Origin of the sequence: Geomonas subterranea, from assembly GCF_019063845.1 — a bacterium.
Classification (GTDB): domain Bacteria; phylum Desulfobacterota; class Desulfuromonadia; order Geobacterales; family Geobacteraceae; genus Geomonas; species Geomonas subterranea.
This window is the reverse complement of the sequence record NZ_CP077683.1, coordinates 3,663,379-3,680,963: the sequence shown is the minus strand read 5'-3', so window position 1 is coordinate 3,680,963 and position 17,585 is coordinate 3,663,379. Positions and strand designations below refer to the sequence as shown.

The window sequence follows — 17,585 nt, the reverse complement described above, 5'->3', positions numbered from 1 at the left end:
CTCCCCCTCCGGGGGAGGGGACGAAAGGGCTGCGCTATAGGTTTTGTCTATTGGCAGATACCGTAGCCGGGGGCGGTCTCATTGTCTCCTGCGGTGGCCCCTTGCCATGTATGGGGAATCTGCAGGCTGCTCGTTGTTCGCCTCGATGGCCCGGTCGCTGGGGCGGGTGAGGAAGGACGGTGCCAGATTGGAGCGGCTCTCCCAGCCTGGATGCTGCTCGTTGTCGGCGGGCGCCGCCGGACCGGGGAGCATCCTTGCCGCGATGCCGGTGGCGAAAGAGGCGGCTTCCGGGAACAGGGCGTTGGCGGCGTACAGAAGGCGCGCCGGCCAATTGATGATGAGGCGGGCTTTGCCGTACCGGCATGCCTCGATGATCTGGCGCGCGGCGGCCGGCGCCGCCGTGGAGAGCGCGGGGTTGGCGCCCGAGATGGCGAACCAGGCGAACTCCTTCTTGTGCTGTCCCTTGAAGTTGGCATTGACGTGGGAACCGGTGCGCATCAAACCCGGAGCGACGGTGGTGACATGGATGCCGTCCTTCGCGAGCTCGGCCCGGAAGCCGTCGGAGAGGCCGGTGAGCGCGAACTTCCCCATGGTGTAGGCCAGAAGGTGCGGCACGGCCACCAGCCCGCCAATGGAGGAGACATTGACGATGCGGCCGCTCTTGCGCCGCTGCATGTGCGGGGCAACGGCGCGGATCAGGTGGTAGGGGCCCCAGGCGTGGACATCCATCGACTCCTGGAAGTCCTTCAACTCGAGGTTCTCGAACGGTGCCACCTGGATCACGCCGGCCACGTTGATCAGCACGTCGATCCTGCCACGGAGCTCGATCATCGCGGCCACCGCCTCCTCGACCTGCTGGCGCACCCCGACGTCACACGGGAAGGTGATCACGTCGCCGCCCGAGCGCGCCAGTTCGGCGCGGGCACGTTCCAGCTCGTCGGGCCGGCGCGCCAACAGGACCAGCCTCGCCCCTTCCTTGACCAACTGGCGGGCTATCTCCAGCCCGAGTCCCCGTGATCCTCCCGCGATGAGCACCGTCTTGCCGAGAAAGTCGATGCGGCGCGCGCTGCGGCGCAGGCTCCAGAGGAAAAAAGCGGCCCCGGCTCCCAACATGCCCAGGGCCAGCGTATTGCGTCGGTCGGCAGATTTCATGGGACCTCCTTATCAGGCTTCGGGTTTTCGGGCACCTGCCTTTGCTTGCCCCCCTCCCTTGACGTGCCTGCGTGCCGTTACGCTGCGGCTCGCGGAGGGGGAGGGGGGGTGAAGCTGCAGGACATGGAAAATGATGGCACCTTCCCCCACCCCTAGCCCCCTCCCGCAAGGGGAGGGGGACAAGGGCAGGGGGGCAAGGCCATCCTTGCTGGTGGGGTTATGGGGCCCGGTGTCAGGCGGCTCCCGCCTCTTCGGAGCCCGGCCTGGCGGTACCTGTCGATTCCTGCGGGTTCAGCACGATCTTGATGCAGTCATCCTGCTTGTTGAGGAAGGTCTTGTACGCACCCGGGGCCTGTTCGAGCGGCAGCCGGTGCGTGATGATCGAGGAAGGGTTCAGCTGCTGGTCGGCGACTAGCTTGAGCAGGTGCGGCAGGTACTTGTGAACGTGTGCCTGCCCGGCGTGCAGGGTGAGCCCCTTGGCGAAGATGGCGCCCATGGGGAACTTGTCGATGAAGCCGCTGTAGACCCCGACGATGGAGAGCGTACCCCCCTTGCGGCACGCCTTGGTCAGCTGGCGCAGCGCCGAGGCCCGGTCCGTTTCCAGCCTGAGCGCCTGCTTCACCGAGTCGTAGACCCCCTCGATGCCGGTCCCCACCGCCTCGAGCCCGACCGCGTCGATGCAGGAGTCCGGGCCGCGCCCCCCGGTCATGTTCTGCAGTGCCTCCGCCACGTCCACCTCCTCGTAGTTCAGCACCTCGGCCCTGCACTGCGAGTGGGCCATCCGCAGGCGCTCCGGGAACCGGTCGATGCCGATCACCCGCTCCGCCCCGAGGTGCCGTGCCGACATCATTGCCATGAGCCCCACCGGGCCGCACCCCCAGACGGCGACGGTGTCGCCGGGGTTGATGTTGCAGTTGTCGGCGGCCTGGTAGCCGGTCGGGCAGACGTCGGTCAACAGCACCACCTGCTCGTAGGGGACCCCGTCGGGTATCTTTTCCAGCCCGACGTCGGCGAAGGGGACCCGGACGTACTCGGCCTGGCCGCCGGAAAAGCCGCCGTACATGTGCGAGTAGCCGAAGATGCCGCCCCCGGTGTCGCCGTAGAGGTGCTCCAGCATCCAGGAGTTCGGGTTGGAGTTATCGCACAGCGACCAGAGTTCGCGCTTACAGTACCAGCAGACGCCGCACGAGATCGGGAAGGGGACGATGACCCGGTCGCCGACATGGAAACGGGTGACGCCGCTTCCCGCCTCGACGATCTCGCCGACGAACTCGTGCCCCATGATGTCCCCTTTCTTCATGGTGGGGACGTAGCCGTTGTACAGGTGCAGGTCGGAGCCGCAGATACAGGTGAGCGCGACCTTGACGATGACATCCCCCTTGCTGACGATTTGCGGGTCAGCTACCTCATCCACCCGCACGTCGTGTTTGCCGTGCCAGCACACCGCCCTCATATACCCTCCTTGCCCGCCGCGTGCCGGGCGGGATAGCGTTTATTCGACCGTCCGCCGTGCCGTCGTTTCCTCGCCAAGCTCCAGGATCTGCTTGAGCCTTTTCAGGTCCTCCTCGAGCTGCTGGGCGTTGATCCCTTGGGCGAGCTTCGCTGCTGCCCGCCCCGCGCCGCCGCCGGGAGGATAGTAATCGATGGTCACCTTCACCTCGGTCCCCCGGTGTCCCGGTGCCTCCTTGAACTCGACGCTCCCCTTGTTGGGGACGTCCGCCTCACCCACCGAATGCCAGCTGATCTGCTGGCCCGGCGTGTCCTCCATCATCTCCGCGTCCCACTCGGCGCTGATGCCGCCCGGGCCGACCGCCTTCCAGTGGGAGGTCCGCACGCCGGTCACCTGCACCGACTCCAGGTGTCTCATGAAGCGCGGCAGGTTCTCCAGGTTGCGCCAGAATTCATAAACCTCCTGCGGCGGCAGGCCGATGGTGACCGCCTTTTCTATGGTCAAGGCTGAGTTGCGTGTGTGCACGGTGTCGACCCCCATCGCGTCGTAGATGCCGCAATGCCCGGTCTGGCCCCGGTAGAGGAACATCCCCCCCGCCAGCATCATGGCCAAGCCCGAGGCGTAGTTCTGCTTGCTTATGCATCTGAGCCCCGACATCGCCAGGGCGGCGCCGCCGATGACGGACGCTTTCCGCTCCGTGGGGCCCACGTTCACCCGCTTTTCCCTTCGCCATTCTCTCGATTGGCTGTGCTCGGTTTCACTCGATTCCATGCCTGATCCTCCCTTGGAAGCTGATGGCGCCCGTTCTTATTAAGGTTCCGGTTTTTTGAATTAGAACAAACTAACACACGAGGGCGCGATTGCAATGGGGGCGGCGGGAATTGTGGGAACCGCAGTCATGGGAAGGATGGGAGCTATGGATGAATGGCTTTGGCTGAATGGCTGACTGAATGAGCAGGAGAATGGATGAGCGGGATGAGCGGGATGAGCGGGATGAGCGGGATGGACCGGGATGGACCGGGATGGACCGGGATGGACCGGGATGGACCGGCGGGGCTCCCTCCCCCGGAGGGGGAGGGATGGGGAGGGGGGAGCATGGACCCCGCGGAGGAGAGGCGCGGTCATGCCGCCTCTTTGCGTTTTTGCTTCAGGCTCTCCTTCAAAAGGGCCATCATGTCGGCCACCTTTGGGGGAGGCGGCGCTTTGGCCGTTACGGGCTGGCGCCCTTGCGCCTTCTCTTCGATCAGCCGCTTCAGGTCGTCGATGTACTGGTCCTTGTATTGCGCCGGGTCGAACTTCACGGTCAGCTGTTCGATCAGGGTAAGCGCCAGGGCTACTTCCTGCTCACGCACCTGCTCGTTGCCGGGCAGCTTCAGGTCGGTGGCGTCACGGACCTCTTCGGAATACCTGATCTGATTCAATATAAGCAGGTTGTCCAGGGGGCGGACGATGCCGAGGCTGCCGCGGTTTCTCAGGACGTAGTAGGCGACCCCCACCTTCCCCGACCGCTTCAGGGCCTCCCTGAGCAGCGCGTACGCCTTCGGCCCGCTCTTGTCCGGCTCGAGGTAGTAAGGCTTCTCGAAATAGCGGGCGTCGATCTCCTTCTCATCGATGAAGTTGACGATGTCGATGAGGTGGGTCTTCTCAAGGCTCGCGCTCTCGAAGTCCTTGTCGGTGAGCACGATGTACTCGCCGTCGCTGTACTCGTATCCCTTCACGATCTCCTCGTAGGGAACTTCCTTGTTGTCGGTCTTGCAGACCCGCAGGTACTTGATCGGGCAGAGATCGTTCTTGCGCAGCATATCAAGATCGAGCGAGTTGCTCTGCGAGCCGCTGTAAAGTTTCACCGGGATATTCACCAAGCCGAAGCTTATCGAACCGGACCACATGGCTCTCATCGTCTACCTCCTTGGGTGCTGGCCTTCGTTGCCGGCGTCTTCTGCAGGCACAGCTCGAATTCTACCATTATTGCCGGAAGGCGCCCATCCAGATGATAGCGCTCTGCAGGGGCGGGCACGCCTCGTTGCCCCGCATGCGCGCCCTTCCTTTTTGCGGTGGCGACAGGGCTTAAAGCGCCAGACGCGATTGACAAAGCAGGCGCACCGCATACATTTATTAGCGTGTTTTCATCAAGCCTCAGGGCGTCTGCCGTAACCGCTGGAGATTGTTATGGTTGAACGGAACGAACCGGTGCCGGGCGGCACCCGTCGCATGCCGGCAGTACCGAAGGCGCTGCTCTGGATCGTGGGGATACTGATCTCCCTGGTGCTGATCGTCTTCATCGCCAGCTTCTTCATCGACGAGCCGCTGCGACGGACCACCGAACGGCGGATGAACCAGAGCCTCAAGGGGTACAAGGTACGGCTCCCCAAACTGCACTTCAGCCTGATCGGTCTTTCCATCACCCTCAAGGGGTTGACCATTTCCCAGGAGGCCCACCCCCAGCCGCCGGTGGCGGAGTTTCCCTACCTGAGGGCCAGCGTCCAGTGGCGCGAGATCCTCTCCGCCAAGCTGGTCGGAGACATGCGGATCGAGGGGCCTAAGATCCACGTCAACCTCCAGCAGCTCAAAAGCGAGGCGGCGAGCAAGGTCCCCATGAAACAGAAGGGGTGGCAACAGGCGTTCGAGGCGATCTACCCCCTGAAGATCAACCTTTTGAAGATCACCGACGGAAGCCTCACCTATATCGATGAAGATCCCAAGCGGCCGCTCAGACTTAGCCACCTGAGCCTGTCGGCGGACAACATCCGCAACATACACCTGCCCGACAAGGTCTACCCGTCCGACTTCCGCCTTGAAACCGACATCTTCGGCAACGGACATGGCACCGTGGAGGGAAGGGCCAACTTCCTGGCGGAACCGACGCCCGCGGTGAAGGCCGCCATCGAGTTGGCCAAGGTCCCCATCGCATATTTCGCGCAGCTTGCCGCCCGCTCCAACGTCAGGATCGAGGGGGGCGTGCTGAGCGCGAGCGGCGACGTCGAGTACGGCCGCAAGGTGCAGACGGCGCGGCTCAAGAAGCTCGCCATCCAGGGCGTGAAGCTCGACTACATCCACACGGCGCAGACGGCCCGGGCGGAATCGAGAAGGGCGGAGAAAGTGAAGAAGGCGGCCAAGGAGGTGAGCAACAAGCCCGACCTGGTACTGACCATCGAGCATTTGAGCCTGACCGATGCCAACGTCGGCTTCATCAACACCTACGACGGCAGAAGGGTCCGCCTGTTCCTCTCCGATGCGAACTTCTACCTGGACAACTTCTCCAACCAGTTCTCCAAGGGACCGGCAAAGGCGAGGCTGTCGGGGAAATTCATGGGGAGCGGGAGTACCCAGGCGACGGCGGCCTTCCGGCCGGAGGACAAGGGTCCGGACCTCGATCTCTACCTGAAAATCGACAACACCCAGCTCGTCTCGCTCAACGACCTGCTCCGCAGCTACGGCCACTTCGACGTGACCGCCGGCACCTTTTCACTGGTCACCGAACTGCACGTGAAGAACAACAGGGTGAACGGGTACATCAAGCCCTTTTTCAAGGACATGAAGGTGTACGACCGGCGCCAGGACAAGAACAAGGGGTTCTTCCACAGGGTGTACGAGATGCTGGTGGGAGGGGTAGCCAAGCTGCTGGAGAACAGGCCCCGGGACCAGGTGGCGACCAAGGCGGACATCTCCGGCCCGCTGCAAAACCCGAAGACCAATACGTGGCAGGTCGTGGTGGAACTGATCCGCAACGCCTTCATCAAGGCCATTTTGCCCACCTTCGAGAGGAACGTCGACGCGCTCGGCAAACACAAGTGATGCAGCTGTGGCAGATCCCAAAGAGGAAAAGGAGGACGTCATGAGGTTGATTCTGCTTTTGATCGTGATATTGCTGCTCGTCGGTTCACTCCCCACCTGGCCCTACAGCGCGGGGTGGGGTTACTACCCGAGCGGCGGCTTGGGGCTGGTCCTGTTGATCCTGCTGATCCTGGTGCTCTTGGGACGCATCTAGGCGGGGCGGGACGGGGAGGAAAACGCTATGGCCAACAAGTACGGGAAGAAAGCGCAGGAAACGGTGCACGAGGTTATGGACAAGTTCAAAAAGGGGGAATTGAAAAGCGGTGGCAGCGGCAAAAAGGTAACCGACCGCAAACAGGCCGTAGCCATCGGTCTTTCGGAGGCGCGCGAGAAGGGAGCCAAGGTGCCTGAGCCTCCGAAGAAGAAGTAAGACGGGCACCGCAATCCGGCAGTACGAGAAAAAAGGAGGCCTAAAATGGCAAAGAACACGGCAGTTTTCGGCATCTACCGCAGCCGCGACAGTGTTGAACAGGCAGTCGAATCGCTGCGCGCGGCGGACTTCCGCAACACCGACATCTCGGTCCTCTTCTCAGAGAACGTCGGGACCAAGGATTTCGCCCACGAGAAACACACGAAGCTCCCGGAAGGCTCCACGACGGGCGCGGGCACAGGGGCGGTGATCGGCGGGGCTCTCGGGTGGCTGAGCGGCATCGGCGCACTGGCCATCCCGGGCGTCGGCCCCTTCATCGCGGCCGGGCCGATCGTCGCGGCTTTGGCAGGCGTGGGCGCGGGGGGCGTGATCGGCGGGGTCGCCGGGGCGCTCGTCGGGATGGGGATCCCGGAATACGAGGCCAAGCGCTATGAAGGGCGTGTCAAGGAAGGGGGGATCCTCCTTTCGGTGCACTGTGACAACGCCGACTGGAAAAAGCGCGCCATCGAGATCCTGAAACAGACCGGCGCCTCCGACATCGGCTCCGAGGGCGAGTCCAAGGCGGATTTCGCCAGCTCCGACAAACCCAAGCCGAGGGGTATGGCATAGGGACCGGTTGTGAAACCAGGACGTTGCAACGCGGGGGCGAACGGAAGTTCGCCCCTACATGTATGAGCGCCGGGTACCGTGGCGCCACGAGGAGAAATCAGATGCCGACAAGCCAGAAGAGCAGCGAGTCGCACGGCCGCGCGGAGATGACCATCTTCGACGTGCTGAAGCAGGATCACGAGAAGGCGCGTTACCTTTTCGACAAGGCGGAAAAGGCGGGCAAGAAGGAGATCTCATCGCTACAGAAGCTGTTCTCGCAATTGGTGGAAGAGCTCGAATTGCATATGGAAGGGGAGGAGCGGTTCTTCTACAGCGTTCTGGAACAGAACGAGGAGATGCGCGACAAGGTACTGCAGGCGTTCGAGGAACACCAGGTCGCAAAGACCGTGCTGGGGACCTTCCAATCCCTGGCTGTGGATGACGAACGCTGGATGGCGAAACTGAAGGTGCTCGGTGAGATCGTCGAGCACCACATGCAGGAGGAGGAGCGGGAGGTCTTCAAGCTGGCGAGGAAAGCCCTCGGCAAGGAGCAGCAGCACGAGATCGCCCTGGCCTTCCAAAGAAGCAAGCGGGAAGGACGCAAGCCGTCGCACGGAGCGCCGGTAGAGGGTTAGGGCCTGTCGCAGCGAACATTAGCCGCGCCGCGCCAGTGAGAAATCACGGTGCGGCGTTTTTTTTTTTGAGCTTTCGAAAAACCCTATTTGTGCATATGTTAATGTATGATATACAATAATACCTAGCTTATAGGGGATGGGTCACTGTCACAGTGATGGGAGCCTGCTCTCAATACCCCATCACTGAGACATCGCGATTATCGCATTCTTTGGCGAAATGGCGGCCTTTGAGAGATGTTTGCACGAGGTCGTGCGAGGACGGCAAGAGCAGCTAGGAGCTGTGAGGCAGCGGAAGCGCCCACTTAATTTATAGTGTAAAATGTTAAATACTGTTTAATATTTAAAGACGGAACACCGCCGAATCACCACGTCCAGTTCGACAGTACAGGAACCCTGAGCCGCAGTTTTGGGAGGCGCTATGCAAGAAGCTGAGATTTTGTTGGTCGAAGATAACAGCAATTGCGAAGAACTCGCCTTGCGGGCCTTGAAGAAGGCGGGCTATGACAATGTCGTGGTTGCGCGCGACGGGGCTGAAGCGTTGGGGATGCTGCTGGGAGAGGGGACGTGGGGGCAGCACCATGAGCCCAACTTCGTGCTGCTGGACATGAAACTCCCCAAGATCGACGGGGTGGGGGTGCTGCAGCGGCTGCGCAGCGACGAGCGGACCAGGGGCCTCAAGGTCTTCGCGCTCTCCTCATCGGAAGATCCCAAGGATCTCGAACAGTGCAGGAGCCTTGGCGTACTGGCCGTCTTGCCGAAACCGCTCAACCCGGAGCTGTTGAAGCGGTGGCTGCACTGACCGCCGCCCCGCCCGCCGCTAATCCGCCGACATGGGGACGGTCAGGGCGTCCTCGATGACGATTTCCAATTCCGCGAGGGTGGTCTCCTTGAGACCCAGCACCTGCGCCTCCCCCGAAGCGAAGAGCAGGACCGCGGGGTCGCGGTTCATCCCGATGCCCAGCTTGCGGCAGGCGAGGTTGGCGAGCCGCACCATGGCCAGCAGTACGTTCCCCTGGTCCCATCGCTCCTGCTGGTGACTGGCCACGATGTCGCAGTACACCTGCGGCATCTGCCACTGCACCATGAGCTGGTAGCCCTGCTCAACATGCAGCGTGGTGAGCACCTCCCTCAAGACCGCCTGGCTGGTGACCCCGTTGAAATGCTGCTCGCGGCACACCTCCTCCATGCACTTCAGGAGAAAGAGTTTGCCCAGGTCGTGCAGCAGCCCTCCCAGAAACGCCTCCTGTGCCTGTGCAGCGAACCCCACCTTTTGCGCCAGCCATTTGCTCCCCACCGCGCAGCAGAAAGCATGTTTCCAAAGCGTCTGCATGATGGCGTTGTACCGGGTGTCGTTGGAGCGGTACAGGTCCTGCTGCGTCGTGACCATGGCAAGGGTGGCCACGTCGTTGGCGCCCAGCCTGATGATCGCTTCGCGGATGGTGCTCACCTTGGTGAGGCCGGCGTAGAAGGCGGAGTTGGCCGCCCTGAGGACGCCGGTGGCGATGCCCGGGTCGGCGTTGAGGAGCTGGTGCACCTCCTTGATGTCGAAGTTCGGGCGGGCCAGCGCCTGCTGCAGCCTGAGCGCCACCACGTGGAACACCGGGATGCTGAGGCTTCCCTCGGCAAGCCGCGCCTTGATCACGTCGACGATCGAGGTTTGCTGGTTCATGTCAGCCCCCTTCTTGATGAATGCATCTCTTCTCCTCCTCAGTACCCCAGGATGCGCCGCAGTTCCATGAGTGGCCGGGGCGACCCGATGCGGGGGAGGTCGCGCAGCACCTCGTGGACGGAGATCAGCCCGTTGGCAGCCTTCACCAGGCCATCCTCGAACAGGGTCACCAGCCCGGAGGTCTCCATGCTCAGCTTGCGGATCTCGGCGGAGGACCTGTTTTGCAGAATCGCCTCCTTCACGGGCTCGTTCAGGACCAGGAGCTCGAAGACGGCGTTTCTCCCCTTGAAGCCTGTGAACCGGCAGTTGGAGCAGCCACGCCCCGCGCGGAAGTTGGCTCCGGCCAGGTCCTTGGCCGTCATGCCCATGCGGCCGTACTCAGCGGGAGTGGGGATGTACGGTTCGGCGCAGTCGTTACAGACCAGGCGCAGCAGGCGCTGTGCGACGACGCAGACCACGGTGGAGGAGATCAGGAACGACTCGATCTGCATGTTCATCAGGCGCAAAAGGCCGCCGATGCTGTCCTCGGTGTGGAAGGTGGTGAGCACCTTGTGGCCGGTGAGTGCGGCCTGTATCGCGGTTTCCGCCGAGAAGGTGTCGCGGATCTCGCCCAGGACGATCACGTCCGGGTCCTGGCGCACCATGTGGCGCAGGGTCTCCTCGAAGGTCACCCCGATCTTGTTGTTGATGGAGCACTGGGCCACCCCCTCGATGACGTACTCCACCGGGTCCTCGGCCGTGATGATGCTGGTGTTGATGTTGTTCAAGTGGCTTACGCAGCCGTAGAGGGTCGAGGTCTTGCCGCTGCCGGTGGGGCCGGTGATGATCATCACCCCCGACGGGGTCTCCAGGGCGTCCTCCATGAACTGCTTGAGCATGCGCGGCGCCATCCCGATCTGCGAGACCTCGAGGATCGCCTCCTTCTTGTTCAAAAGGCGCAGCACGATCTTTTCGCCGAAGATGGTGATGTAGAAGGAGACGCGCATGTCGAGGTTGAAGCCGTGCAGCCGGCTCTCGTAGATGATGCGCCCGTCCTGGTGACGCCTTTTCTCGGCGATGTCGGCATGGGCCATCACCTTGATGCGCGAGGAGAGCTGCGGAGCCAGGTCGAGCGAGAGCTCCATGTGCGGCATCATCACGCCGTCGTGACGCAGCCGTATGCGGAGCCGGTCCCTGAGCGGCTCGATGTGGATGTCGCTCGCCCCCATGGTCATGGCGTCGTCGAAGAGCTTGTTGATCATCCCGACGACGGTGGTCTCGTCCGGCACCGCGGCGTCGTCGCCGGCGGTTTTTTGCGCAGCGATGATGGCGGAGAGGATGGCGGTACGGGTGGCGATGGAGGGCTTCACGTTCCTGCCGAAGATCTTCTCGGCGGACAGGCGCGAGTACTTCTCCAGCGGGTTGGCGAAGGCGACCAGCGTCGCGCCGTCCTCGTCCACGGCGTAAGGGACGAAGAGCTCGTCCCGGAACACCTCGAAGGGCGCCTTGGCGAACAGCTTGCGGTCCAGCTTGCGGAATTCCAGCTCGGCCATCGGGAATCCGAGCTGGAAGGAAAGCACCTCGGTCAGCCTGCGTTCCTCGATGAACCCTTTTTCGACGATGATGTCCCCGAGCATCTTGCGCGGGGTGCCGCCCTCCTTTTGCAGGTTCAGCGCGGTGAGCAGCTCGCTCTGCTTCAGGTAGCCGAGCTCCACCAGCAGGTCTCCTATACGGATGGAGAGGCTGTTCTCGCGCAGGGTGCGCACCACGTCCTCACGCTTTATGTACTCCAGTTCCTGGAGCACGTCGATCAGCGTCTTCGGGGACTGCAGCTTGCTGTGCACCCGCTGGGCGTAGAGCAGCTGCTGATTGGTGATGACGCCGGTGGCGACCAGCAGTTCCACGATCTGCCCGGCGCCATGGGCTGCTGCTGGTTCCTTGTGCTGTTTTTTCATGATCCTTCCCGGTGTGGCTGCCTTGTTTCGCCTTTACGCCGCGCCAAAAAAATAAAAAGGCCCCCGCAAGCTGCAGCGGGGACCTCGGAACGACGAGACTCAAACTAATGAGCTGGAGCTAGCTCCCTTTCTTATCGTCATCAGGGCGGCCGGCTTTAATCTCAATTTCGTCCTTGCCGCTGGAAGCCTTCTTGAAGTTCCTGATGCTCTTGCCAAGCGCGCCGCCGATCTCCGGGAGCCGGCCGGCACCGAACACCACGAGCACGATCACCAGGATAATAATGAGCTCCGGCATGCCGAATCCAAACATGTGACCTCCCTTTGGGTAAATGCGTAAGATGCTGCAGTATCGCACAGGGGGGGCGGAAAAATCAACAGTTGGATTAAAGGGAGATTAAGAGCTGGATTATTAAAAAATTATTGCCAAGATGTTAAAACTTTGTTAAAAACTTGGGGCCCCATCTCTCAAGCAAGGAGGACCCAGTGAACAAGATGATCCTGCTGGTGGAGGACAATCCTGACGACGAGGCTCTGACCCTTAGGGCGATACGCAAGCACATGCCGTACGGCATCGTGGTGGCGCGTGACGGCGCAGAGGCGCTGGAGCACCTATTCGGCACCGGGCGCAGGGCCGGGGGAGAGCAGGCGCCGGCCCCCCTTTTGGTGCTCCTCGATCTGAAACTGCCCAAGGTGAACGGCCTGGAGGTGCTGCGCCGCATGAGGGAGGAGGCGAAGACCCGCTCCATACCGGTTATCGTGTTCACCTCGTCCACCGAGGAGCAGGATATCCTGGACAGCTACCGCCTGGGGGCCAACAGCTATATCCGCAAGCCGGTCGACTACGGCCAGTTCTGCGAGAACATGAAGCAGGTGATGAACTACTGGTTGGTCGTGAACCAGCTCCCCCCGCACCGGACCTGCACAGCGGCGTGATACCCCTGTTGCCAACCGGCCCCTCCTCCTGCTAATATCCGCCCCATGGACAAATTCGAACTGGTAACCGGTTTTCATGCGCGGGGCGACCAGCCCCGCGCCATCGAAGAACTTTCCGAGGGCGTACTGCGCGGCGACCGGCACCAGGTTCTCCTCGGGGTCACCGGCTCCGGCAAGACCTTCACCATGGCGCAGGTGATAGCCAGGTGCAACCGTCCCGCCCTGGTGCTCGCCCCCAACAAGACCCTGGCGGCCCAGCTCTACGGCGAGTTCAAGGAATTGTTCCCCAACAACGCCGTCGAGTACTTCGTCTCCTATTACGACTACTACCAGCCCGAAGCCTACATCCCCTCCTCAGACACCTTCATCGAGAAGGATTCCTCGATCAACGACGAGATCGACAAGTTCCGCCACGCCGCGACGCGAAGCCTTCTGACCCGGCGCGACGTCATCATCGTCGCCTCGGTCTCCTGCATCTACGGGATCGGATCGCCGGAATCGTACCAGGAAATGCAGATCCGGGTGCGCGAGGGGGACGAGCTCGGGCGCGACGAGCTCCTGAAGCGCCTGGTGGAGATCCAGTACGAAAGAAACGACGTCGACTTCCATCGCGGCAGCTTCCGGGTGCGCGGCGACACCGTAGAGGTCTTCCCGGCGCACGATGACGAGCGCGCCATCCGGATCGAGTTCTGGGGCGACACCGTCGAGTCGGTCTCCGAGATAGATCCCCTGCGCGGCGTGCAGATCCAGAAACTGCCGCGCTTCGCGATCTACCCCGCCTCGCATTACGTGGCGAGCCGCCAGACCCTGGAGCGGGCGGTGGAGCAGATCCGGGTCGAGCTGGAGGAGCGCATCCGTTACTTCAAGGAGCAGAACATGCTCCTGGAGGCGCAGCGCATCGAACAGCGCACCTTTTTCGACATCGAGATGATGGAGCAGATGGGCTTTTGCCAGGGGATCGAGAACTACTCGCGTCACTTCGACGGGCGCCAGGCGGGCGAGCCCCCTTACACGCTGATCGACTACTTCCCCGAGGACTTCCTGCTGGTGGTGGATGAGTCCCACATCACGGTGTCACAGGTGGGTGGGATGTACCGCGGTGACAGGAGCCGCAAGGAGACCCTGGTGAACTTCGGTTTCAGGCTCCCCTCTGCCCTGGACAACAGGCCGCTCACCTTCCAGGAGTTCACCCGGAAGCTGAACCAGACGATCTATGTCTCGGCAACTCCGGCCGACTACGAGCTGAAGATGTCGGAGGGGGTGGTGGTCGAGCAGCTGATCCGCCCCACCGGCTTGATCGACCCGATGATAGAGGTGCGTCCCGCCGCCGGGCAGGTGGACGACCTGCTGCACGAGGCGCGGGTGACCACGGAGAGGGGAGAGCGGGTCCTGGTGACCACGCTGACCAAGAGGATGGCGGAGGAACTCACCGACTACTACCGGGAGCTCGGCATCCGGGTGCGCTACCTCCACTCGGACATCGACACCTTCCAGCGCATGGAGATCCTGCGCGACCTGCGCCTGGGTGAATTCGACCTCCTGGTGGGGATCAACCTGCTGCGCGAGGGGTTGGACCTCCCCGAGGTGTCGCTGGTGGCCATCCTCGACGCGGACAAGGAAGGATTCCTGCGCTCGACCCGTTCCCTGATCCAGACCTGCGGCCGCGCGGCGAGGAACGTGTCCGGACGCGTCCTCATGTACGCGGACAAGGTGACCGGCTCGATGCAGGCGGCCATCGACGAGACGATGAGAAGGCGGGAGCTGCAGCAGGCCTACAACAGCGAGCACGGCATCACGCCTGAGAGCGTGAAAAGGGTGATCGGTAACGTGCTGCAGGCCCCGGAGGAGAAGGACTGGGTCACGGTGCCGGTGAAGGCCGACGAGTTCCTCAACCCGAAGGACCTGGAGAAGACGCTGAAGCGGTTGAAGAAAGAAATGCTGGCGGCGGCCAAGGCCCAGGAGTTCGAGAAGGCGGCGGAACTGCGCGACAAGATCAAACGGCTGGAAGTGGCGGAAATTACAAAAGGCAATTGACGGCTGACGATGGACAATTCACAACGAAAAAGCCCCTCCATTCCGTGTTACGGGTGAGGGGCTTTTTCTGCTCCCGCCCCCGGAGGGGGAGGGCTGGGGAGGGGGGATGCCTTATTCCGGCGCTCCCCCAGGCTTTCTCCGGCGCCTTCTCCGGCGCCGCTTTTTCTTCTCGGCCTCCGCGGCTGCCGCCTCGCCTCTTGGTTCGGGTGCGGATTCACCTCCCTCCGATTGCTGCACGGCGTAACGTTCCCACCATTCGGCCAGGGACCGTTTCGGCGGGGCGAGCAGTTCCATGAAACGCAGATACTGCAGCGCGTCGCGGAAGGCGGGGCGGGCCAGCACTCCGCGGCCGTTCCTGCCGGGGGTCTTCTGGAAGCGGTGCTGCAGGTTCAGGATGTCGCGCACGGTGACCAGCACCCGATTGGGCACCGAGACCGTCGGCGCGAGCTCTCCGGCGAAGGCGGCCACAGCGGCGTCGGTGGCCTGCTGCGGCGCAAGCCCCTCGTCCCGGAACTGTGCCACCTTCTCCTCCAGGTACTCGCCGAACATAAGTGCGATCAACAGGGGCGGCGTGACGGCGGTGCCCTGGCCGATCAGGTCGTCGGCCCATTCGAGGGCCTTGCCGACCCGGACGTGGGGATAGCAATCCGATTCCCGGGAAAGCCAGGCGTCGAAGTGGGGGAAAAGCGGTTCAAACAGCCCGCTGTGACGCATCATCTGATAGGTCCGCTCCCCGGCACCCATGAGCAGCAGTTTCAGCACTTCCTCGTAAAGGCGCGGGGGCGTGGCCTTGTTGATGGTACCGCATAGGGCCTCGATAGCGGCCTCGGTGCGGGGCTCGATGTTGAAGCCGAGCATGGAGGCGAACCGGATGGCGCGGATCATGCGCACCGGGTCTTCGGTGAAGCGGACCATGGGGTCGCCGATGGTGCGGATGAGGCCGTTTTTCAGGTCCTCCATCCCTCCCACGTGGTCGATGATGGAGAAGTCGGCGATGTTGTAGAACAGGGCGTTGACGGTGAAGTCCCTGCGCACCGCGTCTTCTTCGGGCGTGCCGAAGACATTGTCCCTGAGCACCATTCCGTCTTCGCTCTTCAGTATGGGCGGGCCATGGTGGTGACGGCGCCTTCTCCGGTCACGCTCCCCTTCCAGCACCTCGGCCTCGTCAACGGTCTCGGGAACAGCCTCGACAGCATCCTCGGCAACCGCTTCGGCGGCAGCTTCGGCAGCATCCACCGTGGAGCGGAAAGTGGCGACCTCGATGATCTCGTCGTGGAAGTGAATGTGGGCAAGGCGGAAGCGGCGCCCGATCAGGCGGCAGTTGCGGAACAGCTTTTTGAGCTGATTGGGGGTGGCGTCTGTGACGACGTCGAAATCCTTGGGCTCTCTCCCAAGGAGCAGGTCCCGGACGCCGCCGCCCACCAGGTAGGCGATGAACCCCTGTTCCCTTAGCTTGTAGAGCACCTTCACACCGTTGGGGCTCAACAGGGAACGGGAGATGGAGTGCTCCGCGCGCGGGATGATGACTTTTTCCATGTTAGTGTTCATTCGCGGAAAATTAACATAAATCCGCAGCAAAGGCAAAGGGTGCGAAGTTTAAATTGTTGACTTTAGTCATGACTAAACCGGATTTGTTCTGTTAAGGTGGCGACCATGGAAAAGACGCAGAAGCAGGAAAAAGACATCCGGGTGCTGGAAACCTTCATCGGCTGTTACTGCCGAGGCAAGCACAAGACCCCTAAAGGGGCGCTCTGCGAGGAGTGCTCGGAGCTGCTCGCCTATGCCAGAGTGAAGCGTGAGAAATGCCCTCTCGACCCTAAGCCGACTTGCAAACATTGCCACGTGCACTGCTACGGCAAGGCACAGCGCGCCAGGATCCGCGAGATCATGGCCTACTCCGGCAAGCACCTGATGCTGCGTGGCCGTCTCGACCTTCTCTGGCACTACTTTTTCTAGAGGACGTTCTAGGTTCTGCGTTCTACGTCCTACGTTAGAACCTGGACCTGCGAACTTCGGAGCACTAACAACACTCTTTTGGTTTTAACAAAAAACATAAACGTATAACTTAGAACGGATTTCGGGGGGATAAAGATGATCAGGAAAATCGTACATATCGACCAGGCGAAGTGCGACGGCTGCGGACTTTGCGTACCGTCTTGTGCGGAAGGCGCCATCAAGATTGTGGACGGCAAGGCTCACATCGCCGCTGACAATCTGTGCGACGGCTTGGGTGCATGCCTGGGCGAGTGCCCGCAGGACGCCATCACCATCATCGAACGTGAAGCGGATGAATTCGACGAGGCCGCCGTAGAGAAACATCTGACCGCTCAGGGCGGAGCCCCCGCCGCTCACGCTCATGGTCACGGTCACGGTCATGGTCACGGTCACGGTCACGGTCACGGTCACGGTCACGGTCACGGTCACGGTCACGGTGGCGGTCACGGTGGCGGTCACGGTGGCGGTCACGGTGGCGGCTGCCCCGGCTCCCGCGTTCAGAGTTTCGCACCGGCTCCGTCCGCTCCGGTCCCGGCGGCGGGCGCGGTACAGAGCCAACTGGCTCAATGGCCGGTGCAGCTGCACCTGGTACCGGTGACGGCGCCCTACTTCAAGGATGCCGAGCTGCTCATCACCGCTGACTGCGTCCCCTTCGCCTATCCGAACTATCACCAGGATTTCCTGGCGGGCAAGGCTGTGGTGGTCGGTTGTCCGAAACTGGATGACAACAACGCGTACCTGGCAAAGCTGACCGAGCTGTTCCGCGTCTCCGGCATCAAGGGGATCACGGTGCTCAGGATGGAAGTCCCCTGCTGCGGCGGCATCGTCATGGCGGCGCGCCAGGCCCTGGCGGCTTCCGGCATGGAGATCCCGTTCCGCGAGGTAACTATCAGTATCCGCGGCGAAATCGTGGAGCGCTAATAGGCGCCGCGTAGGTGGAAATCGGACTTTCCAAAAGGCCTAAAGGACAAATAGGACGCTTTTTATCTTT

18 protein-coding genes are annotated in these 17,585 nt (G+C 62.2%); 10 read left to right on the top strand and 8 right to left on the bottom strand.

The genetic code is table 11. The features are described 5' to 3' along the window. Positions 1-78: 78 nt before the first annotated feature. From KP001_RS16025 to ku, 4 genes are all read right to left on the bottom strand, one after another. Positions 79-1,152 carry an SDR family NAD(P)-dependent oxidoreductase gene (locus KP001_RS16025; RefSeq protein ID WP_217286585.1) on the bottom strand — a complete coding sequence of 358 codons (1,074 nt, stop codon included), beginning with the start codon at positions 1,150-1,152 and terminating at the stop codon, positions 79-81. Between the two features lie 232 nt (positions 1,153-1,384). Then, on the bottom strand, positions 1,385-2,605 hold the full coding sequence (locus KP001_RS16020; RefSeq protein ID WP_217286584.1) for a zinc-dependent alcohol dehydrogenase: 1,221 nt from the start codon (positions 2,603-2,605) through the stop codon (positions 1,385-1,387). Between the two features lie 39 nt (positions 2,606-2,644). Then, positions 2,645-3,373 (bottom strand): SRPBCC family protein, encoded by a 729-nt coding sequence (locus tag KP001_RS16015; protein WP_217286583.1) that lies wholly within the window; start codon positions 3,371-3,373, stop codon positions 2,645-2,647. Between the two features lie 350 nt (positions 3,374-3,723). Beyond that, complete coding sequence (ku, locus tag KP001_RS16010) at positions 3,724-4,500, bottom strand: non-homologous end joining protein Ku (RefSeq protein ID WP_217286582.1); 777 nt, start codon at positions 4,498-4,500, stop codon at positions 3,724-3,726. A gap of 271 nt (positions 4,501-4,771) precedes the next feature. On the opposite strand from ku, the gene KP001_RS16005 reads away from it, so the two are divergent. From KP001_RS16005 to KP001_RS15980, 6 genes are all read left to right on the top strand, one after another. Further along, positions 4,772-6,397 carry an AsmA family protein gene (locus tag KP001_RS16005; protein ID WP_217286581.1) on the top strand — a complete coding sequence of 542 codons (1,626 nt, stop codon included), beginning with the start codon at positions 4,772-4,774 and terminating at the stop codon, positions 6,395-6,397. Positions 6,398-6,437: 40 nt separating this feature from the next. Next, complete coding sequence (locus tag KP001_RS16000) at positions 6,438-6,590, top strand: DUF3309 family protein (protein WP_217286580.1); 153 nt, start codon at positions 6,438-6,440, stop codon at positions 6,588-6,590. A 27-nt stretch (positions 6,591-6,617) separates the two neighbouring features. Beyond that, positions 6,618-6,806, top strand: coding sequence for a DUF6496 domain-containing protein (locus tag KP001_RS15995; RefSeq protein WP_217286579.1), 189 nt, complete (start codon positions 6,618-6,620; stop codon positions 6,804-6,806). Positions 6,807-6,851: 45 nt separating this feature from the next. After that, positions 6,852-7,415 carry a quinol:electron acceptor oxidoreductase subunit ActD gene (locus KP001_RS15990; protein ID WP_217286578.1) on the top strand — a complete coding sequence of 188 codons (564 nt, stop codon included), beginning with the start codon at positions 6,852-6,854 and terminating at the stop codon, positions 7,413-7,415. 101 nt (positions 7,416-7,516) lie between these two features. After that, positions 7,517-8,029, top strand: a complete 513-nt coding sequence (locus KP001_RS15985; RefSeq protein WP_217286577.1) for a hemerythrin domain-containing protein — start codon at positions 7,517-7,519, stop codon at positions 8,027-8,029. 418 nt (positions 8,030-8,447) lie between these two features. Further along, entirely contained in the window at positions 8,448-8,828 is a 381-nt protein-coding gene (locus KP001_RS15980) for a response regulator (RefSeq protein WP_217286576.1), read from the top strand. Between the two features lie 18 nt (positions 8,829-8,846). On the opposite strand, the gene KP001_RS15975 is transcribed toward KP001_RS15980, so the two are convergent. The 3 genes from KP001_RS15975 to KP001_RS15965 form a co-directional block, all read right to left on the bottom strand. Beyond that, positions 8,847-9,698 (bottom strand): HDOD domain-containing protein, encoded by an 852-nt coding sequence (locus tag KP001_RS15975; RefSeq protein ID WP_217286575.1) that lies wholly within the window; start codon positions 9,696-9,698, stop codon positions 8,847-8,849. A gap of 38 nt (positions 9,699-9,736) precedes the next feature. Continuing rightward, complete coding sequence (locus KP001_RS15970; protein WP_217286574.1) at positions 9,737-11,632, bottom strand: GspE/PulE family protein; 1,896 nt, start codon at positions 11,630-11,632, stop codon at positions 9,737-9,739. 118 nt (positions 11,633-11,750) lie between these two features. Then, a complete protein-coding gene (locus KP001_RS15965) occupies positions 11,751-11,942 on the bottom strand; it encodes a twin-arginine translocase TatA/TatE family subunit (RefSeq protein WP_015718486.1) in 192 nt (63 codons plus the stop codon). Positions 11,943-12,115: 173 nt separating this feature from the next. Between KP001_RS15965 and KP001_RS15960 the strand changes: the two genes are divergently transcribed. Both KP001_RS15960 and uvrB read left to right on the top strand, forming a co-directional pair. Then, entirely contained in the window at positions 12,116-12,565 is a 450-nt protein-coding gene (locus KP001_RS15960) for a response regulator (RefSeq protein ID WP_217286573.1), read from the top strand. A 45-nt stretch (positions 12,566-12,610) separates the two neighbouring features. Next, positions 12,611-14,599 carry an excinuclease ABC subunit UvrB gene (uvrB, locus tag KP001_RS15955; RefSeq protein WP_217286572.1) on the top strand — a complete coding sequence of 663 codons (1,989 nt, stop codon included), beginning with the start codon at positions 12,611-12,613 and terminating at the stop codon, positions 14,597-14,599. A 111-nt stretch (positions 14,600-14,710) separates the two neighbouring features. Here the strand turns inward: uvrB and KP001_RS15950 are convergent, their stop codons facing one another. Then, positions 14,711-16,147 carry a tRNA nucleotidyltransferase/poly(A) polymerase-related protein gene (locus KP001_RS15950; protein ID WP_217286571.1) on the bottom strand — a complete coding sequence of 479 codons (1,437 nt, stop codon included), beginning with the start codon at positions 16,145-16,147 and terminating at the stop codon, positions 14,711-14,713. Positions 16,148-16,252: 105 nt separating this feature from the next. On the opposite strand from KP001_RS15950, the gene KP001_RS15945 reads away from it, so the two are divergent. Next, a complete protein-coding gene (locus KP001_RS15945; RefSeq protein WP_217286570.1) occupies positions 16,253-16,555 on the top strand; it encodes a nitrous oxide-stimulated promoter family protein in 303 nt (100 codons plus the stop codon). Between the two features lie 135 nt (positions 16,556-16,690). Next, a complete protein-coding gene (locus KP001_RS15940; RefSeq protein WP_217286569.1) occupies positions 16,691-17,515 on the top strand; it encodes an ATP-binding protein in 825 nt (274 codons plus the stop codon). Positions 17,516-17,585: the final 70 nt, after the last annotated feature.